This is a genomic window from Flavisolibacter nicotianae (genome assembly GCF_003628535.1).
Taxonomy (GTDB): Bacteria; Bacteroidota; Bacteroidia; order Chitinophagales; family Chitinophagaceae; genus Flavisolibacter; species Flavisolibacter nicotianae.
Window position 1 is genome coordinate 1 of sequence record NZ_RBCI01000016.1, and the last position, 24,802, is coordinate 24,802.

Genomic DNA, 24,802 nt, shown 5'->3' on the forward strand with positions numbered 1-24,802 from the left:
GCCCAACCACATCACCCAGTGCGCCGAAGCCGGTGCCCATGTGTGCACCTGCCCGCTCGACTCGATCCTGGGTCTTTTGAAGCACCCGCTGACGGACAGTGGTCTTGCCAAATTCATCGAGGATTCGAAAAAGATGCAACACCAAACCGTAGTGGAAGACGCAGTAGCGTAAGGAGCGGATCCAATAGCTTAACGGATAAAATGTATAGACAAAACATGACGCAAACAGACAAACAATACGATTTGGGGCAACTAAAAAATATTGCCTCGCAGGTACGACGGGACATTGTGCGCATGGTGCATGCCTGCCAGTCGGGCCACCCCGGTGGCTCGCTTGGCTGTACCGATGTGGTGGTTTCTCTTTACTTCGAGCTGATGAAGATTGAGGAAGAAAAGGAGGAGAACGGCTTTCTGAAGTTTTCCCGTGAAGGAAGGGGAGAGGACCTGTTCTTTCTTTCCAACGGCCACATCTCACCCCTGTTTTATTCCGTGCTGGCACGGCGCGGCTATTTTGGGATGGAGGAACTTTCCACCTTTCGAAAAATCAACTCCCGCCTGCAGGGCCATCCCGCAACGCACGAAGGCCTGCCGGGCATTCGCATCGCGTCGGGTTCACTGGGACAGGGGCTTTCAGTTGCTGCCGGTGCGGCCTACGCCAAAAAGCTGCGGGGCGAAGACCGCAAAGTGTATGTCCTCATGGGCGATGGCGAGCAGCAGGAAGGACAGATCTGGGAAGCGGTGCAGTTTGCCGCTCACCACCGGCTGGACAATCTCATTGCCATCATTGACTGGAACGGGCAGCAGATTGACGGGCCTACCGAAACGGTGATGAGCAACAAAGACCTGGGTGCCAAATACCAGGCCTTTGGCTGGGAAACGGTAAAACTTGCCAACGGCAACGACATGCAACTGACGGTGTATGCCTTGAAAGAAGCAGGCGAAAAAGCAGGCCAGGGCAGGCCGGTGGTTGTACTCATGAAAACCGAAATGGGGTTTGGCGTGGACTACATGATGGGCACCCACAAATGGCACGGTGCAGCACCCAATGATGAACAACTGGAAGTGGCCCTTTTGCAACTGCCGGCCACCTTCGGCGATTATTAATTTTTCTTCAACGCACGGAAACGACAAATGAAAAAATACAGCTTCACCGAAAAGAAAGATACACGCAGTGGCTTTGGTGCCGGCATGGCGGAACTTGGAAAGACAAATCCCAACGTCGTGGCCCTTTGTGCCGACCTCGTGGCCTCGCTCAAACTGGATGCCTTTATCAAAAACGATCCGCAACGCTTTGTCCAGTGCGGCATTGCCGAAGCCAACATGATTGGCGTGGCCGCCGGCCTGGCTCTTTCGGGATATATTCCCTATGCCACCACCTTTGCCAACTTTGGCTCCAGCCGTGTCTATGATCAGATCCGGCAAAGCGTGGCCTACTCGGGCACCAACGTAAAAATCGCCGTGTCACATGCCGGCTTAACCCTGGGGGAAGATGGCGCCACGCACCAGATCCTCGAAGACATTGCCATGATGCGGGCCATGCCGGAAATGACGGTTATCAACCCTTGTGATTTCAACCAAACCAAAGCGGCCACCATCGCCATTGCCGATTATGATGGACCGGTGTACTTGCGTTTTGGCAGGCCCACCGTTCCGGTGTTTACCGACCCCGATCAGCCCTTCGAGATCGGCAAAGCCTGGCTGGTCAACGAAGGGGCGGACGTGAGCATTTTTGCTACCGGTCACCTGGTGTGGGAAGCCATCCTTGCCGGGGAAATACTGGCGCAGGAAGGCATCGATGCCGAGATCATCAACCTTCACACGATCAAGCCGCTGGATGAACAGGCCATCCTGCAATCAGCAAGGAAAACCGGTTGCGTGGTCACCGCCGAAGAACACCAGCTCAATGGCGGCCTGGGCGACGCCGTTTGCCAGGTCTTAAGCCGCCATCTTCCCACGCCGGTGGAAATGATCGGCGTAAACAACTCCTTTGGCGAAAGCGGCACACCGGCTGAACTGATGAAAAAATACGGGCTCGATGCCGCCACTATCGTGAAGGCAGCAAAGAAAGTCATTCAAAAACGGAAATGATTGGTCCGTTAAATTGCGCTGAAGCAAAAGCGGAATTTCGAAAGAGCTTTGCTGTGCCGGAGCGTATTTATCAGGGTCGGCAATTGGATCAATTCAACAGGTATTAAAAAAACGAACGATGTTTTCAATTCGTGTCACAAAACCATTTTTAAGCGTCTTGTTTCTTTTGTTTTCTTCCGGCGTTTTTGCGCAACAGGTTGATCTTTCCCTTGCACCTGACACCGGAAAAGGACACATCATCAGCCGGCATATCTATGGCCATTTTGCCGAGCACCTCGGCCGCTGTATTTATGATGGTTTTTGGGTAGCCGATACCATGAAAGTGGCAAAGAAGGACAGGATCCGGCTGGACATTGTAGAGGCCTTAAAGAAAATCAGGATTCCCAACCTTCGTTGGCCGGGTGGTTGCTTTGCCGACGAATACCACTGGCGTGATGGCATTGGCCCGCGGGCACAACGGCCGAAGATGGTGAATACCAACTGGGGCGGTGTTACGGAAGACAACAGTTTTGGCACGCATGAATTCATGGAGCTCTGCGAACTGTTGAAATGTGAACCGTACATTACAGCCAACGTAGGCAGTGGCACCGTGGAAGAAATGTCAAAATGGGTGGAGTATTTCAATTTTGATGGAATAAGCCCGATGGCCAATCAGCGTAAACAAAATGGACACGCAAAACCATGGAAGGTAAGCTTCTGGGGCGTAGGCAACGAAAGCTGGGGCTGTGGTGGTGATATGACGCCGGAGTTTTACGCCGACCAGTACAAGCGCTATGCGACCTATGCTCGCAACTATCCCGGTGCACCGTTGAAGAAAATTGCAGGCGGCGCCAACACCAGCGATTACAACTGGACGGAAGTGCTGATGAAAAATGTTGGTCCGCGCAAAATGTGGGGCTTGTCGCTGCATTACTACACGTTGCCCAACAACGACGGTTGGCCGCCAAAAGGTTCAGCGACGCAGTTCGATGAAGCGCAGTATTTCAACACCATGAAAAATTGTTTGCGCATGGATGAACTGGTCACCAGGCACTCTGCCATCATGGACAAGTACGACAAAGAAAAACAAGTCGCGTTGGTCGTGGATGAGTGGGGTATTTGGACCGAGGTGGAACCCGGTACCAACCCTGGTTTTTTGTACCAGCAAAACAGCCTGCGAGACGCCCTGATTGCCGGAACAACGCTCAATATTTTCAACAACCACAGCGACCGGGTTCGTGTTGCCAACCTGGCGCAGTCCATCAATGTGTTACAGTCATTGATCCTGACCAAAGGAAGGCAGATGCTATTGACACCAACCTATCACGTGTTTGATTTATACAAAGTGCACCAGGATGCAAAATATCTTCCTTTACAGTTTACCAGTCCGGCGTATACGTTGGGTGATCAGAAAATTCCGGCGCTGAATGCCTCTGCTTCACAGGACTCGACGGGTGCCATTCACATTACGCTTGTAAATCTGGATCCGAACAAAAGCCTTTCCTTGAAAACCGGTCTTCGTGGTTTGTCATGGCAAAACGTAAATGGTTCTATTGTGACCTCCACAAAGCTCACAGACATCAACACCTTTGAAAAGCCCGACAACATTCACGTATTGCCGTTTTCCGGTGCAAGAAAACAGGGAACTGACCTGGTAGTGGACCTGCCGGCAAAGTCGGTGGTAATGCTGGAACTGAAATAAATGAAGAAAGTTTTGGGTATGAACAAACGTTTTCTCTGTAGTGCTGTTTTTTGCGTGGCTATCTTTTTCCACCAGGCTGTCATTGCGCAATCAACAGCACGGAACATTACCGTTGACCTGGCAAAGAGCAAAGGGCCGCTAAAGCCCATTTGGGCTTTTTTTGGCTATGACGAGCCGAATTATACCTACATGAAAGACGGCCGCAAGTTGCTTACCGAGCTTTCGGCCCTGAGCCCTGTGCCTGTGTATGTGCGTACACACAACCTGCTAACCACGGGTGATGGAACACCATCCCTGAAATGGGGTTCTACTAACGCTTATACGGAGGATGCGGCCGGCAACCCGGTTTACAACTGGCGCATTGTTGATTCCATCTTCGATACGTACGTGCAACGCGGCATGAAGCCAATTGCTGAAATTGGTTTTGTGCCCAAAGCGTTATCTGCAAAGCCTGAGCCTTACCAACACCGGTGGTCTCCAGCCGACAAGTATAGCCAGATTTTTACCGGCTGGGCCTATCCACCGATTGATTACAGGAAATGGGGTGAACTGGTCTACCAATGGGTAAAGCATTGCGTGGTGCGTTACGGAGCGAAAGAAGTGCAGTCGTGGTGGTGGGAAGTGTGGAACGAACCGGATATTCCTTACTGGCAGGGCACACAGGAAGAGTATTTCAAGCTTTATGATTTTGCCGCCGATGGCCTGAAACGGGCCTTGCCGAAAGCCCGGATTGGCGGACCCACCACCACGAGCCCACGCTCCGCGAAAGCCAATGACTACCTGAAGAACTTTTTGCAACACTGCGCCGAAGGAACCAACTATGCCTCCGGCAAAAAAGGCGCACCACTGGACTATATCAGCTTTCATGCAAAGGGTAGTCCTAAGTTCATGAACGGTTTTGTGCGCATGGACATGAGCGTGCAACTCATGGACGTATACAAAGGTTTTGAAACGGTGGCGAAATCCCCATTTAAAAATCTGCCCATCATCATTGGCGAGTGCGACCCGGAAGGCTGTGCTGCCTGCTCGGTTCAATACAATCCGCAGAATGCTTACCGCAACGGGACTATGTACTCCAGTTATACAGCGGCTTCATATGCCCGGTTGTATGACCTGGCCGAACAGGCTGGCGTGAACCTCGAAGGAGCAGTGAGCTGGTCCTTTGAATTTGAAGCCCAGCCCTGGTTTGCCGGTTTTCGTGACCTGGCAACCAATGGCGTGGACAAACCGGTGCTCAATGTGTTCCGCCTGTTTGGCAAGATGAAAGGAGAGCGGTTGGCAGTGGAAAACGATTATGCTTTTTCGCCTGGGCAACTAATCGCAAAAGGAGTGCACGACTCCCTTGCCGACATCAATGCCATTGCCTCTGCCGATAAAAAAGCAGCCTATGTGATGGTGTGGAATTATTATGATGATGATCTTCCCGCGGCACCGGCTTTGGTCTCCATTGCCGTCAAGAATATTCCGGCAAAAAACATCCGGGTAAAAGAGTACCGGATCGATCAAACGCACAGCAATTCGTATACGGTTTGGAAGGAAATGGGCTCACCGCAGCAAGTGACAAGTGAACAATATGCAGCCTTGGAAAAAGCAGGACAGTTGCAGCAAATTGCAGAAGGGCAAAAGGTCATTCAAAACGGCGTTTATTCCGGTACCATTTCCTTGCCCAGGCAGGCCGTTTCACTGCTTGAATTGCAATGGTGAGAGAAGGTACCATGCCTTTGTTGTAGGATAAACACAGATCATTGCTGCTTGCGAAAAGTAATATTAAAAATAACAACGTAACATTGGTGATGGTTTTACATCAAATGAACTAACGCATGCTGGCACTGCTGGGCTTTTTAACGATTGCTGTTTTCCTGCTTTTGGTAATTACCAAGCGACTGTCAGTGTTACTTTCGCTCATCCTTGTACCCATCATCTTTGCGCTCATCGGCGGCTTTGCTCCCAAAGCCTTGGGAGAAATGATCGTCACCGGCATCAAGCAAGTAGCACCAACCGGCATTCTGCTCATTTTTGCCGTGCTCTATTTCGCTCTCATGATCGACGCCGGCTTGTTTGATCCGGTGATTTCCCGCATTGTAAAAATGGTCAAAGGCGATCCGCTGAAAATTACTATTGGCACAACGCTTCTGACCATGCTTGTGCACCTGGACGGCGATGGCACAGCTACTTTCATGATCACCATCTCGGCACTTCTTCCCATTTATAAAAAACTTGGCATGAACCGCCTCTTGCTTCCCTGCATTGTTGCCCTAAGTGCTGGTGTGATGCACCTGGTGCCCTGGTCGGGCACTATGGCAAGAGCCATGAATGTGATGCAAACGGATGCCAGAACGTTATTGGTTCCGCTTTTGCCTTCGTGGATAGCCGGTATTCTTTGGGTGCTTGGTGTGGCGTACTACCTGGGGCGAAAGGAACGAAAACGTATTGGTGTGGTACACTTAGATTACAGCCATCTGGAGGAACTCTCCGAAAAGCAAAAAGCCATTCGCCGCCCAACGCTGTTTTGGTTCAACGCGGCATTGACGGTTGTGTTAATTGGGTCGCTAATTGCGGCGCTGTTGCCATCCCCGGCATTGTTCATCATTGGCTTTTCCATTGCGTTGCTGGTAAACTATCCGTCGCAAACCGAGCAGAAGCGGCGCATGGCCGATCACGCCGGCAATGTGTTTTTTGTTTCTGTTATGATTTTTGCAGCCGGGGTTTTCTCCGGTATTCTCACCGGTACCAAAATGATTGATGCCATGGCAGGCACTTTGGTGTCGCTTATTCCAGAGCAACAGGCAGGTCTGCTGCCAACGCTAACCGGTGTTACCAGTATGCCGCTTAGCCTCGCATTTACACCGGATGCCTATTACTTCGGGGTGCTGCCCGTGCTGAAAGATACCATGACGCATTTTGGCAGAGACGCCATTGAGGTAGGAAGGGCAGCGGTGTTGGGGCAAATGACAGTTGGTTTTCCCTTAAGCCCGCTAACCGCGTCCACCTTTGTGTTGGTGGGCCTGTCGGAAGTGGAGCTGTCCGACCACCAGAAGTTTACGTTTAAATGGGCTTTCGGAACAACCGTTGTGATGACCATCATTGCACTTCTGACGGGTGCTATTCATCTGTAAAATGAAAGAAGTAAGATGAAAGAAATCGTACGCATTGGTTGCGGCGCCGGGTTTAGCGGAGACAGGCTGGAGCCGGCTGCTGTTCTGGTGGAAAAAGGGGAACTGGATTATCTCGTACTGGAATGCCTGGCGGAACGAACCATTGCGCTTGCACAAAAGCGCAAAGCAGTGGACCCAACAAAAGGCTATGATCCGCTGCTGGAACGGCGCATGGAACTTCTCTTGCCATTGTTGACGCAGCATGGTGTAAAACTGCTGACCAACATGGGAGCCGCCAACCCTGTTGCTGCGGCGGGCAAAGTGATTGAAATTGCAAAGCGGTTAAATCTGCTGGTGAAAGTTGCAGCAGTGACCGGCGACGATGTGCTGCATATGATCACCGGGGAAGAACTGGCCCTTGAAAACGGCAGGCCGCTAAAACAGTCAGGTGAAATTCTTTCCGCCAATGCTTACCTGGGAGCCGATGCTATCCTGCCGGCACTTCAATCGGGTGCTGACATTATCATCACCGGCCGGGTGGCCGACCCCTCGCTTGTGGTGGCGCCACTCATGCATGAATTTGGCTGGTTGCTGGATGATGCGGAAACAATAGGAAAAGCAACGGTCATTGGTCACCTGATGGAGTGCGCCGGGCAAATCACCGGCGGCTACTTTGCCGACCCGGTGAAAAAGCCGGTAAAAGGAATGGAGTTTCTGGGGCATCCTTTTGTAGATGTTTATCCGGACGGCAGTGCCGTCATTAGCAAGGTAGAAGGGACCGGAGGTATCATCAATCTGGCCACCGCCAAAGAGCAATTGCTTTATGAAGTCACCAATCCCCACGAATACCTGACACCCGATGTTGTTGCCGATTTTACGAGTGTTACCCTGCAACAGAAGGCAGCGAACTGTGTTGCCGTAAAAGGCGGTGCAGGAAGGCAAAAACCTGCAACATTAAAGGTGAGCGTCGGCTATAGGGCAGGCTTCATTGGCGAAGGCGAAATCTCCTATGCCGGGCAGCATGCCCTGGAACGGGCCCGGCTCGCAGGAGAGACAATCCAAAAACGATTGCGGAACCGGTTTGCGGAATTACGGCTTGATTACATTGGTTGTAGGTCGGTACATCCGCCTTCACTTGGAAAAAACTGTCAATCTTATGAAATTCGATTGCGGGTGGCAGGCAAAGCGGAAACTGCAGAAGAAGCGGCGCTGGTAGGCGAAGAAGTGGAAGCCCTTTACACCAACGGTCCCGCCGGTGGCGGTGGCGTCCGTAAATATGTAAACGAGGTTGTTGGCATTGTCTCAGCACTCATCGACCGTAAAGAAACCAAGTCGGAGGTAACTATAAAACAATCATGAAACGAAAACTCTACGACATTGCCCACAGCCGCGCCGGTGACAAGGGAAACACCCTTACGCTGTCTCTTATCCCGTTTGAGGAAAAAGATTATGAACTCTTGTGCAGAGAGGCCACTGCAGATAGAGTGAAAGCACACCTCAGCGAAATTGTACAAGGCGAGGTCGTTCGTTATGAATTGCCCAATATTTCTGCTTTGCTGTTTGTTTGTCAGCAGGCACTTGCGGGAGGGGTGACCACCTCACTGGTCATGGATACACATGGAAAAACGCTGAGCTATGCGTTGCTGGAACTGGAGGTCGGCAGGTAATCCGGGTCAATCATTGAACACGATTGTGAGGAAATGACTGGAAGTGAAACAACTCACATAGAAACTGAGGGGCTTGAGGCTTTTGAAGCAAATAGTTTTTGTCAGGGTAGCTGCAGTATATAGTGATTGATCCGGGCATACTGCCAAAGGCCATTGTTTAAAATCCTTCAGTGGCTTTTATTGGAAGTTTTTTCTATAGAGGTTTGGATACTTTGTGCTATTGCATTTGTTGTAGGTGGAGCGTTTCGCAGAACGCGATGAACGAAGATTGCAGATCGGGATTTAGTTGTGTACAAGGAAGGAGTGAGGTAAATGCATGACTAGTAAGTGGACAATAGCGAATTCACATTTTTTATTCCTGAAGAATTTTTCCTGAAATGATTGCTGCAAAAAACCGATGGTACCGGTTGCTTCCTGTTGCGTTTATTACCTATAGCCTTGCTTATCTGGACAGGGCGAATTTTGGTTTTGGCACAGCTGGCGGCATGGCAACCGACTTAAACATCACGCCTGCCATATCCAGTCTGTTAAGCTCCCTGTTTTTTTTGGGGTATTTCTTTTTTCAGGTACCCGGCACCCATTACGCTGCCACCCGCAGCGCAAAGAAACTGATCTTTTGGTCGCTGATCCTTTGGGGCGCCTGCGCTATGGCAACCGGCATGACGAATAACGTAAATCTTTTGATTGGTATTCGTTTCATGCTGGGCGTTGTAGAGAGTGCCGTCATGCCCTCCATGATCATTTTGCTAAGCCGATGGTTTACCAAAACCGAGCGATCGAGAGCCAATACGTTTTTGATCCTGGGGAACCCTGTGACCATTTTATGGATGTCCATTTTATCGGGTTACCTGATTAAAGCAGTAGGATGGCGATGGATGTTTATCGTGGAAGGGGTGCCGGCCATCGTCTGGGCCTTTTTCTGGTGGCAGCTCGTCAGCGATAAACCAGCAGATGCAAAATGGCTGTCGCAGCAAGATAAAGACGCGTTGGAAACGGCTTTACAGAAAGAACAGCAAAACATCAAGCCCGTAAAAAATTACTGGCAGGCCTTCAAAACAAAAACCGTCATCCTTCTCTGCCTGCAATATGCTTTCTGGAGCATTGGTGTGTATGGTTTTGTTATGTGGTTGCCAACAATGATAAAAGAGGCGCCGAACATGAGCATTGTGGAAACTGGCTGGCTTTCTGCCGTTCCTTATTTGTTTGCCATTATCGCCATGCTCACGACATCGTATTTTTCAGACAAAACGCTGAACCGGAAAATCTTTGTCTGGCCTTTTTTGTTGGTGGGCGCCATTGCCTTTTACAGCTCTTACCTGATCGGGACGGCCAACTTTTGGATGTCGTTTACGCTGCTGGTCATTGCCGGCGCCGTGATGTATGCACCGTACGGACCGTTCTTTGCCATCATGCCCGAAATCTTGCCAGCCAATGTTACAGCTGGCGCAATCGCGTTCATCAATAGTTTAGGGGCGTTGGGTTCCTTTGCCGGATCCTACCTGGTTGGCTATTTAAACGGGACAACAGGTGGTTTCGGTGCATCGTACATTTTTATGGCGGGCTCGTTACTGATTGCAGCCATCTTAACCATCATCGCCGTAAAAGATACACAACGAAACGTCCGGCAGTCGAAGAAGCAGGAAGTGGTTGTGGCAGGCTCATGATAAGCCGTCAGGAAAAGCCATTGTTGGCAGCAATCAGGTGTCAAGAAGATGATAATCGAGGGAAGGTCTGAACTTTGCGGTATAGCCATCCGGGAAATTGAAAGAGAAAGACACCGTTTAATTAAAATTGAAAAATACCAGCTCATGATTTCAGGATACAATTTTGTTGGATTTGAAAAGAAAGCCTCAGGCGAAAAGAAATTACATGCATTCAGCACGGTACTGAAAAATGATTTGCCCGGCGAGTTTTCTGTCGCAACAGAACAAGAAATTCACGAAGCGATAACGAAAGCAACAGTGGCTTTTGAAAATTACCGGCAAACATCTGTTGCCGAACGGGCAGATTTTCTGGATGCCATTGCAGAAGAGATCATGCAATTGGGCGATGCTTTAATCGAAAGAGCACATTTGGAAAGTGGCTTGCCTGAGGCCCGTATCACAGGCGAAAGAGGCAGAACCGTTGGGCAATTGAAATTGTTTGCTTCGCTTTTACGCGACGGTTCTTATGTGGAAGCCATCATTGACACGGCCCTGCCAGAACGCAAACCTTTGCCCCGTTCTGATCTGCGGCGTATGATGCTTCCCATCGGGCCAGTTGCCGTTTTTGCGGCCAGCAATTTCCCGCTGGCTTTTTCTACCGCCGGTGGCGATACTGCATCTGCACTGGCGGCCGGCTGTCCCGTGGTGGTGAAAGCGCACAGCTCGCATTTGGGAACGAATGAGATGGTGGCAACGGCCATCATCCGTGCGGCACAGAAATGCAACATGCCCGACGGTGTGTTTTCTTCATTGGTGGGAGAAGGCGCATTGCTTGGGCACCAGCTGGTGAAGCATCCGCAGATAAAAGCAGTGGGTTTCACCGGTTCCTTCCGTGGAGGCATGGCCTTGCTCAAAGCGGCCGTGAACGAAAGGGATGAACCCATTCCGGTTTATGCGGAAATGAGCAGTATTAATCCTGTCTTGGTATTGCCAGGAAAAATAAAACAAGACATTGCTGCTGTTGCTTCGCAACTCAGTGCATCCATTACGCTGGGTGTCGGGCAGTTTTGCACCAATCCCGGTTTGTTGTTTGTGATAAAAGATGAAAACACGGGGGCATTCGTCCAAAACCTGGCACAGGCCTTACAGGGAGTGCTTCCGGCAACGATGCTGAACAAAACCATTTGTGCAGCTTACTACAAGGAACGTCAACAGTTGCTGTCGCAGCCCGGGGTGGAAGCAGTTTGGGCCGGCGATGAGGGGCATGATGATTACAAAGGCAGCGCTGTGTTGGCTCAAACCACGGCAGCGAATTTTATTCAAAACAGCGGTTTGCAAAACGAAGTGTTTGGTCCGTCATCGCTGGTGGTGCTTTGCGAAGATGAGATCGAATTACGATCAGCCCTACAATCCCTGCATGGACAGTTGACCGGGACGGTGTTAGGTACTGCAGATGATGTAAAACGCTTTCAGGCCTACATTGATATTTTGGTGGCAAGGGTGGGAAGGATCATTTACAACGGTGTACCAACCGGCGTAGAAGTTTCCCATGCGATGATGCATGGCGGGCCCTTCCCGGCAACCACCTTTGCACATTTTACCTCCGTTGGCACAGAAGCGATCAAACGCTTTTTACGTCCGGTGTGTTACCAGGATTGCCCGCAGGAATTTTTGCCGGATGCACTCAAGGATGAAAACCTGCTTCGCATCATGCGAAAACTCAACGGCGAGTTTACAAAAGAGGCCGTGCAGCAGATGGAAGTTGTTCCGCAATAAAAATAAAACGTCAACCGCCGCAAGACGGTTGACGTTTTATTGTATGTATCCTCAAAAGGCTATTACCGATTTTCCGGAACAACCTTCACTTTAATTACAATTTTTTTCACCACTTTGTTGCCACCGGGAGTAATGCTAGGTCGGTGTGCTTCTGTGGGAAAGAAAAGCATAAACATACCCGCAGGCACCGTGTATATTTTTCCCTCGCCGATGTAATAAGCAATATCAGCTTTTTCATCATAAGGTTTGTTTACGGTTACGGAGCCAACAGGCGCTTTGGCCATCTTTTCTTCTCCCGAGATTACATACTGCAGGTCGATATATTTCCGGTGCGATTCAAAGGCAATTTTCTCATAATCCTTCGTAGGGGCTTCTGTTACAATAGCAAAAACATCGTCGCCATCGATCACATGCCTTCCTGTGGACAGGGTGTTTAAGTCGGTGTTTTTCAAATAAGCAAATGCTTTGTCCCAGGCTGCCTGGTTGAGATGGTATTGCGTTGCAAATTGCACTTTGTCAATGGACGAATGTGGTGTAATGGCAAGTCCGTTCAGCCATTCTTTTTTCTTTAGCCATTTTTTGGCTTTGTGTGCCGACCAAACCTGGTTAGTTGACTGGGCAGAAAGGTTACCCAGGCCGATGAATAAACTTGCCAATAAAAGGAATCGTTTCATTTCGTTTGCGTTTGTGAAGTTATCATAAGCAACTTTGTGCTTTTTGAGGCCATTCTTTCAAACAGAAAGAAAACAAAAACAATTTTTATCCGGACCAAACTATCAGGCAAAGAAGGGTACTCCCGGTGTGGCGTATTTTTTCAATCCTTCTTCATTGATCTCCACGCCAATTCCCGGCTTGTCGGATACCACCAAAAATCCTTTCTCAATGAACGGCCTGTCATACTTCACAATCTCTTTCCACTTTGGTTCCGTGTCAAACTGGCTTTGCCATTCAAGAATATGGAAATTGGGAACGGATGCACATACATGGGCGGACGCCATGGCGCCAAGGAACGAACCCACCATGTGCGGTGAGAAAGGTGTGTAATACGCATTCGCAAGGTTAGCGATGCGTTGTCCCTCGCCAAGTCCTCCGCATTTCTGCAGGTCGGGCATGATGATATCTATGGCGCCTTCGGCCAATAAACGGGTGAACCCGTATGTCAGGTAAAAGTTTTCACCGCCGCAAATCGGCGTACTTGTTTCCTGCGTGATAGTTTTGTAGGCATCAACGTTGTCGGCGGGAACGGGTTCTTCCAGCCACATGAGGTTCAACGGCTCCATCACCTTTGCCACTTTTCTTCCAGTTGGCGCATCATACCGTCCGTGCATGTCAACGCAAATGTCAATGTGCGGACCCACTTCTTTTCGCACAGCGGCAATGGAATCATACATCCGCTCGATTTCCGCATTGCTGGCCGTCCAGTTCCACCGGTCATATTTATTGGGATCGTTTGCTTCGTCCACATCAAATTTGATGGCCGTATAGTCCCGGTCCACCGCGGCCCTGGCCACCTTTGCATATTCTTCCGGTTTGGGATTGCGAACGGAGTACAACTGCGTATCGCAATACACCCTTACCTTATCTCTAAACTTGCCTCCCAGCAATTGGTGAACGGGCAAGCCCAATGCCTTTCCGCAAAGATCCCACAGTGCCGCATCAAAGGCACTGAGCACAGCGACATACATGCCGGATTGTGCACCGCCAAAGAAAGCCTGTTTACGAAATTGCTCAAAGATGACATTTGGTGTCAAAGGACTTCTTCCGTTCAACTGCTTTCCCAGCCGTTGCACCAAATAATACGTTCCGCCGATGGCATCCACCGCTTCGCCCCACCCAACGATATCCTGGTTGGTGGAAATTTTTACAAACAAACCGCCGCCGGAATAAGAGCATTTCACATCGGTGATTTTTAAATCGGACGGGGCGGATAACCTGGAGGTTCGATCCATTGCTGTTGTAAGACCCTGGCCAAATGTATTGGAGACAGAGGCCAATGGTGCCATGGCCGCAGCGATAGCAGCTTTGCTGATGAATGATCTTCTTGAACTTGACATATTGAAAGAGTTTGGGTGATGAGTAAAGAGTGATCAGCAATGAGTGATGAGTGATGTGTTTTCAAAACAAGATGTGCAGAAGAACGACGGATAAAAGGTGGCTTGCTACCTGCAAGGCTCCCCTCATCACTGATCACTCATCATTCCTGTTTTCCTTACCAGGTGCGTTCTTTCAGCAGTTCCTGGATTTGTTCTTTCGGAATCGGTAATTCGTTAATGTGATCGTTCAGCCACTTGGAGAAATCTTTTTCAATGTCGTCGCTCCATTTGGCATCGATCTGTCCTGCGGTGTACTTGCCTTCCCGCAGCCGCTGATGGCCAAACATGTCCCGCAGCCGTACGATCTCGGAGGTCTTCACAACTTTCTCCGCCAGGTGCGGCGGAACAAAAACAACCACGCCTTGCTTGCCCAGCACCACATCCCCCGGCAACACCGTAACGCTCCGGATGCGGGTGGGCTGGTTGATCCCGACGATCATCGTATTCAGGTCTCCGGGAGGGTTGTGATAAGAAGGATCGTAGCTGGTGTAAAACGAGGTAAATCCACCGATTTCTTTCAGGCCTTCAATGTCCCGCAGAGCACCGTCGTAAACGATACCGTTGCCCGACTTGGCGTAAATGGCATTGCCCACATTATCACCGATGGTCGGACCATTTTTGTGTGCGCCAAACTGGTCGGCAACATACACGTCGCCCTTTACGAGCAGGTCTACCGCCCAGGTATTTTGCCCTCTTTTGCCGGCCTTTTTGCCACGGTCGTCAATGGCTTTCCATACATCCGGACGTGCCGGCATAAAGGTGGCGGTAACAGCCCTTCCCACCAGCACGCTATCCGGGTTGATCTGTTGCCAGCCTTCCGCTACCTGGTAGCCATAACCGGCATTTTTCATCACGGCCCACGCTTCCTCCACGCTGACGGCCTTCATGCGTTGCAGAAGGTTATCCGGCACCTTCGGCCGCCCGTCTGCAAAGCGTTCACCTTTCCATTCGGCGGTTAAAAAAATCAATTCGTCTTTGGAGATCTGCTGGCTTTTTGATGGCTGAAAAACGGAAAAACCAACCAGCAGGAACAAAACATGTTTTTTTCTGAGCATATGGAAAAAGTTTATGGTAATGAAAGTTTACACACTTGTTAGCTGACAGCGGCAACATTGATTTCCGGTTTTTCTTCCTTCACCGGAACGGCGTCTTCCTGTGGCAAGCGGTTGTGCCACCAGCTCGAAAGAAAAGAACCGGTGACGTTCATCATCGGGCCGAAGATGGCTGGCGCCAGGCCGGCCGTGGCCAGCTTGCCCATGGTTAATGCCAGGCCCGAAGCGAGACCTGAGTTTTGCATGCCCACTTCCAGGGCGATGGTGCGGCAGTCTTTTTCCGAAAATTTTAGTAGGCGTCCCGACCAATAGCCCAAGAAAAAGCCGGCAACGTTGTGAATGAACGTGGCAATCACCAGCAGCACACCGACTTTTAGTAAATTGTCCCTTCCGGCGGCCGTGATCACCACCAGGATCAGCGCAATGCCCACCATGGAAAGCAGGGGCATGGCCTTGTCAAGCCAGGCAAATTTTCCGCGAACGAGGTAATGGAAACCCAGCCCGCCCACAATGGGAATGATCACGATCTTGGTAATGTCCCACATCATGTCCAGGAAATGCACTTCCACAAAACTGCCGCCCAGTAAACGCATGAGCGTGGGTGTGAGGAAGGGGGCCAGCAGGGTGGAGATGGTGGTCACTGAAACGGAAAGGGCCAGGTTGGCCCTCGCCAGGTAACACATGACGTTGGACGCTAACCCGCTGGGACAACAGCCCACCAGGATGATGCCGGCCGCGATCTCGCTGGGAAAATTGAACAGGCTTGCTACCGCAAAACCAACCAGCGGCATGATGGTGTAATGGCAAACAATGCCGACCAGAATTCCCTTCGGCATGCGAAGCACCTGCGCAAAATCTTTCAGGCTTAACTCGGTTCCCATTCCAAACATGATGATTTGCAGCAGGGGAACGATCAACGCCGAAAGCTTGAAATCCCCGATTGTTTTGAAGTATTGCGGATGATACATGGCAAGGCTGACTACACCCAGGATGATGACAGTATAGGACAAGCCGCGGAGCAATTGGTTGCTCCGGAAGGCAAGGGCCAGGCTTACAAAAAAGGCCAGCAGCAACCAACCGCAAAACTGGAGCAGGCCGGCGATGGTCAGGCCCAGATAAGCCAGCAAAAACACTGCTGCTGCAGCGTAGAAAAAGGAATAAAGAGAACGCTTGGCTGTTTCCATAAACAGGTTTCTATTTAGATGTCAACAATTGCATGAACGGAAGCACCCTCCAACCCCGCCAGTAATCATGCACAGGCCTTCCATCCATCTGCAGCGTGTGTGAAGCAGGGCGGCCATTCATCACTCAACATTCATCATTTATCAAAGGCCTTTTGCCTAGCTGAACACCCGGTCATGCGAACGTTTTTCGTTCCACTGCGGCGTTGGGGCGAAATAGCTTTTATCGGTTGCGTGCAAGTGCGCTTTCACCACATCATCATTCAGCTCAATTCCCAACCCCGGAGCGGTCAGCGGCAGGTTGGCAAAGCCCTTGGTGATCAGTTTCCGTCCATCGGTTGTTTTCACCAGGTCTTCCCACCAGGGCAGGTCGATGGAGTGATGTTCCAGCGCCAGGAAGTTTTGTGTAGCTGCGGCACAATGCACATTGGCCATAAATGAAACCGGCGTTCCGGCCTGGTGCATCGCCATGGCAATGCCGTGTTCTTCGGCATAATCACCAATACGCTTGGTTTCCAGCAAGCCCCCTGAAGAGGCAAGGTCCGGGTGGATGATGTCCACGGCATGCGCATCAATCAGTGGTTTAAAGTCTTTCAGCAGGTAAATGTCCTCGCCGGTCAGCATGGGTGTTTCCAGCGCATCGGACAGGGTCTTCCATTGGTCCACATAATCCCAGGGCACCACATCTTCCATCCAGGCCAGCCGGTATTTCTCGAGTTTCTTTCCCAGCCGGATGCCGTTGTTCAGATCAAAATGGCCATAGTGGTCGGTGGAAAGCGGGATGTCGTAACCCAGCATGCCTCTCACATTCTCCACCAGTTGTGCCAGTTCGTCCAATCCTTTTTCGGTGATCTGAATTTGTGTGAAGGCATGGCGGGTGTTGCCGTATGACATATAGTTGCTGGCATCACCCCATTGCGCCAGGTCGCCTTCGGCATTCTCCCAGAATTTACTGTTCACCAGGGCATCGGGTTTGCCTTTCAGCTCTCCGATGGAGAGGTCCATTTTCAACCAGGTGTATCCCTGGTCGTTGATCCGGTAGTTCATCAGCTTTTTCTGTTCTTCGGGGGAGCCGGCTTCCGGCGTATCGGCATACAGTCTGACTTTGTCGCGGTAGCGGCCACCCAGCAGTTGCCAGGCCGGCACGTTGTAGGCTTTACCGACAATGTCCCAAAGCGCCATCTCCACGCCGCACACGCCACCCGCCTGCCGCGAAGGGCCACCAAACTGACGGATGGATTTAAAGATCTGCTCCACATTGCATGGATTTTGTCCCAGCAACCTGCTTTTGAGCATGAGGGCATAGCGTTCATCTGCGCCGTCCCGCACTTCACCCAGTCCATAGATGCCCTGGTTGGTATCGATGCGGAGAATGGCAGTCCTTCCCAGAACTGTTGTTACCGCGTAGCGCATGTCGGTAATTTTCAGGTCCGACGGCGCACCGTAGCGACGCACCTTCTGCGTGCTTTGTGCCACCACTTCTTCGATGGGGGAGAAAAGAAATGAGCTGCCCAGGACAACGCCGCCCAGGGCCGATTTCTTCAGGAAGGAACGACGCGGGTTTTCGGGTCGGTCTTGCGTATCCGGTTGTTGAACACCGTTACGCTGCTGATTTTCTGTCTCCATTGTTTCGGGTTCTTTTAAACCCAGCTTTGCCAGTATCTTATGTGAAGGTGTCATGATGTTGTGTTTTTGTGTTGAATAGAGTGAGAGTTAGTAATGATCATTACCAGGTTCTGTCTTTCATGAATTTGTCAAGTTCTGCACGGCTCATGGGAAGTTTGCCGGGATTTTCATCCAGCCATTTCAGGAAATCTTTCTTGATCTCTTCGTTCCACTGGGTATCAATCTGGCCCGGCGTGTATTTTCCTTCGCGTAAACGCTGGTGGCCAAAGGCATCACGCAGGCCAATAAACTCCGCGTTCAACACCACTTCTTCCACCAGGTAGGCCGGGATAAAAACGATCCCGCCTTTTTTGGCCAGTGCAATATCGCCTGGTAAAACGGTGGCCCTTCCAATGCGAATGGGAACATTGATGCCGCCCAGCATCATTTGCTGAATATAGGAGGGATCGTAGCCTTTGATCCAGGCGTTGAAACCCTGAATTTCTTCCAACCCTTCAATATCCCTGACGGAGCCATAGAAGATCACACCGCGGTGCGATTTGGCATAGATGGCATTCCCCAGGTTGTCACCGATCAGCGTGCCGTCGGCCACTTTTCCGTAACTGTCGGCCACGTAGATGTCACCGTCCTTTAGCACATCGATAGGCCAGGAGTTGGTGGCACCGATTCTTGCTTCGGACTTGCCTTTGTCTTTGATGATCTTGTCGTAGTCGGGCCGCATGGGCAGGTATTGAGCGGTCACGACCCGGCCCACCATAACGGAGTCCGGTTCCAGCACCATCCAGTCGCCTTCAAACTGGTTTTGAAAACCTTTGTTGCGCAGGATGCCCCAGGCTTCTTCGAGGTGGACTTTCTTGAGCCGCTCCATTAATTTGTCGGCCACCCGTGGCCGCCCGTCGGCGGATCGTTCACCTTTCCAGTCAGGTGTCAGTGCTTTCAACTGCTCGCTGGTTAAGGTCACTTGTTGTGCAACCGCGGGCAAGGAAAAACAGGAGAGCAGCAGGTAATGAAGGATCTTTCTTTTCATATAGCTGAATTAAGGTTTAAAAAAATTAGTTGGTTTTGTTTGCTTCTAGGTGTTGATGGCGTGATGGATTGCGGTGCCTGATTGCTGAAGGCTGGCCAGGGCTTCAAATTCATCAGACAGTTTCCGGCTCAACTTCTCGAAAATGCTATAATACTTTGCATACACACCGTGGTTGTAGTGATTGGGTTTGCAGGTGTCCGGCAGGGCAATGGATCTTGCTGCCTCATCCAGGTTTTGAAAAACGCCGATTTCTGTCGCACAGAGCAGGTAGGCACCCAGGCTAACGCTGTTGGCATTGGGGCTGATGCTGACCGGTTTGTTGAAAATGTCGGCCAGCAGTTGCGTGCAGAAGGGAATGGTGGCAAAACTCCCGTTCACGGAAATGTGATTGATGGTGTGATATTCCTGCAGCATTTTTTCAATGCTGTACATTTCATAGAGAATCCCTTCAACCGTGGCCCTGGTAAAATGCTTTTTTTCGTGGTTGATGTTCATGCCAAAATACACCCCTCTTGCATTGGCATTCCAGATGGGGGCCCGTTCGCCCAGCAGGTAAGGCAGAAAGAGCAGGCCTTCCGAACCCGGTTCAACGGTGGCCGCTTCGGTGATCAGTTCATCCATGCAGCTTTCGATGTCATAGGCATTTTTAAAATCGCCGAATTGCTTGGCAAACCACTCGAACACAACACCGCCGTTGTTGGATGGACCGCCTGAAATATAATAGCGGTCATTCAAGATATAGTTGAAGAAACGGCCTTTTTTGTCCTGCAGCACATTGGTTCCAACCACCCGCACGGCAGCACTGTCTTCGATGGTCACTGTTGCTTTTCCATCGCCCCACACACCGGCGCCAAGGGTGGCAAAGCAACCGTCGCTGGAGCCCACCAAAATTTTTGTATCGGCACTGAGCCCAAGCGAGACCCGGTATTGGGGCTGGAGTTTTCCGGGTGAATGCACGATGGGAACCAGCTCGGGGAGCTGTTCTTCGGTTATGCCGGCATAGGCCAGGGCTTGCGGATCCCATTTCCGGGTGTGAATGTCCAGCAGGCCTGTTGCAGAAGCTAGGCTGTAGTCTATGACGTAAGCCCCCGTGAGCTGCTGGATGATATAGCTTTTGATCGAAAGAAATTTATAGGTCCGCTGAAACTTTTCCTTGTCCTGGTTTTTCAGCCAGGTGATTTTGATCAGGGGCGACATAGGATGGATCGGCGTCCCGGTTGCCTGGTAGATGGCTTCCGCCAGGGGCGAACCACGCAGGGCCTGCGCTTCCTTTTTCCCCCTGTTGTCGGCCCAGGTAATGGCATTACCCAACGGCACGCCGTGTTTGTCGATGGCCAGCACACTGTGCATCGAAGCGCTGAAGCAAACAGAAAGAACGTTGTATTTTTTGGAATGAATTTTTTCACTGAGGAAATTCTTGAGCACATACAACATGGTAATGAAGATTTGCTCCGGGTCCTGCTCGCTGTAATCGGGGTGCGGATGAAAAGTGGGGTAGGAGCCCTTGGCAAACCCGATGGTATTCCCTTTCATGTCGAAGGCATAAACCCGAACCGCATTGGTGCCTAATTCAATACTGATAATGCATTCCATAACAGAAGTTTTAGCTTTCGGATACGTTTCGTTTCCTGAATTCACTGGGTGTATAGCCGGTTAGCTTTTTAAAGGTTGTTGAAAAATGCTGCGACGAATAAAACCCGGTATCCAATGCGATGTCGGTGACATTCAAGTCCGGCTTCTTCAATAATTTGATGGCTTCCGAGATCCGGATGTTGATCAGGTAGTTGAGTGGTGAAAAGCCCGAGTAGCTTTTCACTCTTTCGTTGAACAGGGTCGTTCCCATTCCGACCGTTGCCGCCATTTCTTCCACGGTCCATTGGTGGGAAAGATTTTCACGGAGCTTTTGTTCCAGTTGCAAAAAGGTTTTGGGAAAGTCCCTGCCGGAGGTGCTTTGCTTTGTCAACCGGCGGGTAACGTTGATGAACAACTCGTCCAACAATTGATTCACTCTCGTGCAATACCCGATTTCGTGGTTGAACAATTCGTTTTGCAACGACAGGAAGATCCGGCCTGCATCGCCCAGGCGTGGCAGTACAACAGTTTTTGGCATCAGTAGAATTTTACCAATCATCTGTGTTTCACTTTCCGACAAATTGCTCCAGTTCCCTAACTGTGTTTTCCCGTTTTCCAGCTTTTGTATATGAATGTGCAGCCAGGAAAGCTTCCCGATTTCCAAAATACCTTTTGTATTTCCAAAGGTTTGTCCCGGTAAGATCATCGCCATGTCACCAGGGTACAAAATGTAAGGCTGGTCATGAATACACCATTCAAATTTGCCATCGATGATGTAATAGATACGAACGAAATCTGCCGAAGTGCCGGGCAGCGAATTCAACTCGATGGAAATGTTTTTTCGGGTAGCGAATTCGATGATATGCGGAAACAACTGCAATTCCCGGGACTGCCCCTGCTGAAGTACAAATTGATTCATGCAAGCTCGTTTAATGATAATTGCGGTTGAAGCGCCTCGGTTGTCCTGGCTCAATGTTATAAAGAAAAATAAATTATCGGATTCACACGTACAAAATTCACCGCCGTTTTATATTGGAAGATTTTGTTTGTTAACGTAAATATTTTGGTGTTGGTTTAGCGGCATTCGGGGTTTGGCACTGTGGCATCTATTACATCATCAAACAACTTGCTATCATGAAAGAAAATGCGAAGCTGCGTTTCTGTACCGGCTTTTTCAAACTGCTGTTCTCTTTGTTGCTTTTCTCGTTTTCCACCATCACCCAGGCGCAAACAATTACAGGAACGGTCACGGATGAAGGCGGAAAAAACCTGGCCGGTGTTTCTGTTACTGTAAAAGGTACCGCTGGCGGCACCACCACCGACCTGCAGGGGCGCTACCGCATCAACGCTGGTGCAAATGCCACGCTGGTCTTTAGTTACGTAGGGTACACCAACAGTGAAGTGCCCGTCGATGGGCGCAGCCAGGTTAACGTCAGCCTCTCGCCAAATGCACAAAACATGAGCAACGTAGTGGTGACAGCCCTGGGTATTACCAAGCAAACAAGGGGCCTGGGTTATTCGGCCTCCAGCGTAAAACCGGAGGAACTGACGGTGAACCGCACGGCCAATCCAATCAATGCACTGGAAGGAAAAATTGCCGGCGTGAACATTACATCGCTGGGTACCGGTCCGGGTGGATCGTCGAAGATCCGCATCCGTGGTCAGTCATCTATTAGTGGTGGCGGCAGCCCGCTGATCGTCATCAACGGTGTTCCGTTTGACAACTCCAATTACAACGGCAATACTGTAGGCGTGAACGGCGGTGGTGTTTACTCGGATGGCGGTGACGGTCTTTCCAGCATCAACCCCGATGATATTGAAAGCATGACCGTTTTGAAAGGCGCACCTGCAGCGGCTTTGTATGGTTCCCGTGCACAAAACGGTGTGATCATGATCACCACCAAAACAAAAGGCCGGGGTAAAGGAATCGGTGTTTCGCTTAATACAAACTACATGAGCGAAACGCCACTGGACTTTACCGATTACCAGAATGAATACGGACAGGGCGAAAACGGCCTGCGGCCAACATCGGCTAACCCCACCTCCGGCGAATGGTCGTTTGGTGAAAAATTCCAGCCCGGTATGACGCAGGTGTTGTTCAATAATCTTACTGTTCCCTACCAGCCGCAGGGTAGCCGGATTAAAGAGTTTTTCCGGCACGGGCAAAATTTTTCAAATACCGTTACCCTTGAAGCATCAGGAGACAACGGCGGCCTGCATATGTCGCTGAACAATACCGACAACTGGGGCATCATGCCCAACAACAAGTTCAACCGGAAGGTGCTGAATCTTGGATACAGCTACAACCTCTCGCCAAAATTCAGTTTTGCCGGCAACATCAACTATTCCAGAGAAGTCAATAAAAACCCACCCAACATTGCCAACCAGGACAACTCCATTCCCACAACCCTGATGGCGCTTTCAACGTCGATGCCATTGAGCGTTTTGGAAGCCAATAAATACAATGCACAAGGCAATGAATATGTTTGGTCAAGGTTTATGAACCGTACAAATCCCTACTGGGTGCTGGCGGAACAATTTCACAACATCAAACGCGACCGGATTTTCGGGAATGTGTCGCTTAAATACAACATTCTTCCCTGGTGGTGGATCCAGGGCCGCGCCGGTCAGGATTATTACTCCCGCGATGAAGACGTCAACAATTTCCCGACAGGTCACGCTTCGCGGCCTGCGGCCCAAGCCGGCTTTTTCAACGGCGTATATACACAGGAGTCGCGTCGCTTCCGCGAAACCAATTTCGATTTTTTGACTAGCGCCAATAAATCCTTCGGATCACTGGATGTGAACGTCACGTTTGGTGGCAACCAGATGCGCAGGCGCTTTGATGTGAACAATGTGCAGGTAACTGATTTTGTGGTTAGAGGTGTTTACGCGGTCCAGAACGGACGGGCAAAAAACCCGGTGTATGACATCAACGAAAGAGGGGTTAACTCGCTCTATGGTTCTGCCGATCTTTCCTGGAACCGTACATTTTACCTGACCGGTACACTCCGCAAAGATTGGTTCTCGACCTTGGCGGCTGAAAACAATGGTATTCTTTATCCTTCGGTTTCCGGCTCGTATGTTTTTTCTGAATCATTGAAAGGAACCCTGCCCTGGCTCAACTTTGGCAAGATCCGTTTGGGCTATGCAGAAGTGGGCAGCGATGCGGACGTGAGTCCTTATGCCGACCAGTTGTTTTACGGCATCAGCTCCAACACCATCAACAACCCGGCTGGCACGGCCGTTACAGTGGGCAACAGCGGTGCTGTTTTGCCGAACAAGCATTTGCGTCCCATGCGCATCAAGGAAACCGAAGCCGGTATTGAATTAAAAATGTTCAACAACCGGGTCAACATCGATGCGGCTGTATATAAGAAGCTGACGATCGACCAAATTGTTTCGGTACAGATCTCAGATGCCTCCGGCTTTACCAGTACGCTGATCAATAGCGGCGAAAGCCAAAACAAAGGCTTTGAAGGATTGCTGAACCTTGTTCCCATCCTGAACAAAGATTTCCGTTGGGAGTTTACCGCTAACACGGCTTACAACATCACCAAGTTGAACCGGCTGGCGACAGACAAACCCGGGGAACGCTTTACAACCGGTACACACCCCTTCAATGGTGAAATCAGGCTGGTCGTGGGCCAGGAGTTGGCGCAAATCGCCGGCTATGGCTATGCACGGGACATCAAAGGCCGGATGATTTTCCAGTCCAATGGTTTGCCGCTCCGCACACCGGACTTTGTTCTCTTTGGCAGCGGCTTGCCCAAATGGACCGGCGGTTTCCTGAACAACTTTAATTATAAAGGCATCAATCTTTCGGTACTGATCGATTATAAATTGGGCAACAACGTGCTTTCCGGCACCAACTTCAACGCCATTCGTCACGGCCTGCACAAAATGACCCTTGAAGGCAGAGAAACAGGTTTCGTTACCGGCAATGGTGTGAACCAATCCGGCGGCGAAAACACCGCACAGGCAAAAGTGCAAACCTACTGGGAGCACCTGCGTTCTCAACAGATCGTGGAAGCCGTGGTTTACAATGCCGGTTACTGGAAGCTGCGCCAGGTAAGCCTTGGCTATGATTTTACACGATACCTCCCGGCAAAATGGCCGGTAAAAGGAATGAAGCTTGATTTTGTTGCCAACAATGTTTTGATCTTCAAAAAATGGATTGACAACATCGACCCCGAGTCGGTAGGTTATGGCACGGATGCAATGGCTGGCCTTGAGTCGCCAGGATTGCCAACGACAAGAGGGTTAGGGTTCAACTTAAACATTAAATTTTAATGCAGTCA

General features: G+C 50.4%; 18 protein-coding genes. 10 read left to right on the forward strand and 8 right to left on the reverse strand.

Going from position 1 to position 24,802, the window contains the following annotated elements; all coding sequences use genetic code 11:
• Positions 1–216: 216 nt before the first annotated feature.
• From D6024_RS24205 to D6024_RS24245, 9 genes are all read left to right on the forward strand, one after another.
• Complete coding sequence (locus tag D6024_RS24205; protein ID WP_121357407.1) at positions 217–1,104, forward strand: transketolase; 888 nt, start codon at positions 217–219, stop codon at positions 1,102–1,104.
• Between the two features lie 27 nt (positions 1,105–1,131).
• Entirely contained in the window at positions 1,132–2,088 is a 957-nt protein-coding gene (locus D6024_RS24210; protein ID WP_121357408.1) for a transketolase family protein, read from the forward strand.
• Positions 2,089–2,206: 118 nt separating this feature from the next.
• Entirely contained in the window at positions 2,207–3,769 is a 1,563-nt protein-coding gene (locus tag D6024_RS24215; RefSeq protein ID WP_121357409.1) for an alpha-N-arabinofuranosidase, read from the forward strand.
• A gap of 18 nt (positions 3,770–3,787) precedes the next feature.
• Positions 3,788–5,473 carry a GH39 family glycosyl hydrolase gene (locus D6024_RS24220; protein WP_121357491.1) on the forward strand — a complete coding sequence of 562 codons (1,686 nt, stop codon included), beginning with the start codon at positions 3,788–3,790 and terminating at the stop codon, positions 5,471–5,473.
• Between the two features lie 116 nt (positions 5,474–5,589).
• Complete coding sequence (locus D6024_RS24225; protein ID WP_121357410.1) at positions 5,590–6,885, forward strand: CitMHS family transporter; 1,296 nt, start codon at positions 5,590–5,592, stop codon at positions 6,883–6,885.
• A 15-nt stretch (positions 6,886–6,900) separates the two neighbouring features.
• Positions 6,901–8,223: an acyclic terpene utilization AtuA family protein gene (locus D6024_RS24230; protein ID WP_121357411.1), complete on the forward strand. Its 1,323-nt coding sequence runs from the start codon at positions 6,901–6,903 to the stop codon at positions 8,221–8,223.
• Positions 8,220–8,531 (forward strand): AtuA-related protein, encoded by a 312-nt coding sequence (locus D6024_RS24235; RefSeq protein ID WP_121357412.1) that lies wholly within the window; start codon positions 8,220–8,222, stop codon positions 8,529–8,531. The genes D6024_RS24230 and D6024_RS24235 overlap by 4 nt, the downstream gene beginning before the upstream one ends.
• A gap of 377 nt (positions 8,532–8,908) precedes the next feature.
• On the forward strand, positions 8,909–10,195 hold the full coding sequence (locus D6024_RS24240) for an MFS transporter (protein WP_121357413.1): 1,287 nt from the start codon (positions 8,909–8,911) through the stop codon (positions 10,193–10,195).
• Between the two features lie 144 nt (positions 10,196–10,339).
• Positions 10,340–11,950, forward strand: coding sequence for an aldehyde dehydrogenase (NADP(+)) (locus D6024_RS24245; RefSeq protein ID WP_121357414.1), 1,611 nt, complete (start codon positions 10,340–10,342; stop codon positions 11,948–11,950).
• A 62-nt stretch (positions 11,951–12,012) separates the two neighbouring features.
• On the opposite strand, the gene D6024_RS24250 is transcribed toward D6024_RS24245, so the two are convergent.
• The 8 genes from D6024_RS24250 to D6024_RS24285 form a co-directional block, all read right to left on the reverse strand.
• Positions 12,013–12,624 carry a YhcH/YjgK/YiaL family protein gene (locus D6024_RS24250; RefSeq protein ID WP_121357415.1) on the reverse strand — a complete coding sequence of 204 codons (612 nt, stop codon included), beginning with the start codon at positions 12,622–12,624 and terminating at the stop codon, positions 12,013–12,015.
• A 102-nt stretch (positions 12,625–12,726) separates the two neighbouring features.
• Positions 12,727–14,004, reverse strand: a complete 1,278-nt coding sequence (locus tag D6024_RS24255) for a mandelate racemase/muconate lactonizing enzyme family protein (protein WP_121357416.1) — start codon at positions 14,002–14,004, stop codon at positions 12,727–12,729.
• Positions 14,005–14,159: 155 nt separating this feature from the next.
• Positions 14,160–15,098, reverse strand: coding sequence for an RraA family protein (locus D6024_RS24260; RefSeq protein ID WP_121357417.1), 939 nt, complete (start codon positions 15,096–15,098; stop codon positions 14,160–14,162).
• Positions 15,099–15,136: 38 nt separating this feature from the next.
• Positions 15,137–16,279: a bile acid:sodium symporter family protein gene (locus tag D6024_RS24265; protein WP_121357418.1), complete on the reverse strand. Its 1,143-nt coding sequence runs from the start codon at positions 16,277–16,279 to the stop codon at positions 15,137–15,139.
• Positions 16,280–16,435: 156 nt separating this feature from the next.
• Entirely contained in the window at positions 16,436–17,956 is a 1,521-nt protein-coding gene (locus D6024_RS24270) for a mandelate racemase/muconate lactonizing enzyme family protein (RefSeq protein ID WP_205573365.1), read from the reverse strand.
• A 46-nt stretch (positions 17,957–18,002) separates the two neighbouring features.
• Complete coding sequence (locus D6024_RS24275; RefSeq protein WP_121357419.1) at positions 18,003–18,929, reverse strand: RraA family protein; 927 nt, start codon at positions 18,927–18,929, stop codon at positions 18,003–18,005.
• 45 nt (positions 18,930–18,974) lie between these two features.
• Complete coding sequence (locus tag D6024_RS24280) at positions 18,975–20,522, reverse strand: gluconokinase (protein ID WP_121357420.1); 1,548 nt, start codon at positions 20,520–20,522, stop codon at positions 18,975–18,977.
• 10 nt (positions 20,523–20,532) lie between these two features.
• A complete protein-coding gene (locus D6024_RS24285; RefSeq protein WP_121357421.1) occupies positions 20,533–21,420 on the reverse strand; it encodes a helix-turn-helix transcriptional regulator in 888 nt (295 codons plus the stop codon).
• A gap of 215 nt (positions 21,421–21,635) precedes the next feature.
• Between D6024_RS24285 and D6024_RS24290 the strand changes: the two genes are divergently transcribed.
• On the forward strand, positions 21,636–24,794 hold the full coding sequence (locus tag D6024_RS24290; protein ID WP_121357422.1) for a SusC/RagA family TonB-linked outer membrane protein: 3,159 nt from the start codon (positions 21,636–21,638) through the stop codon (positions 24,792–24,794).
• The last annotated feature ends 8 nt before the right edge of the window (positions 24,795–24,802 follow it).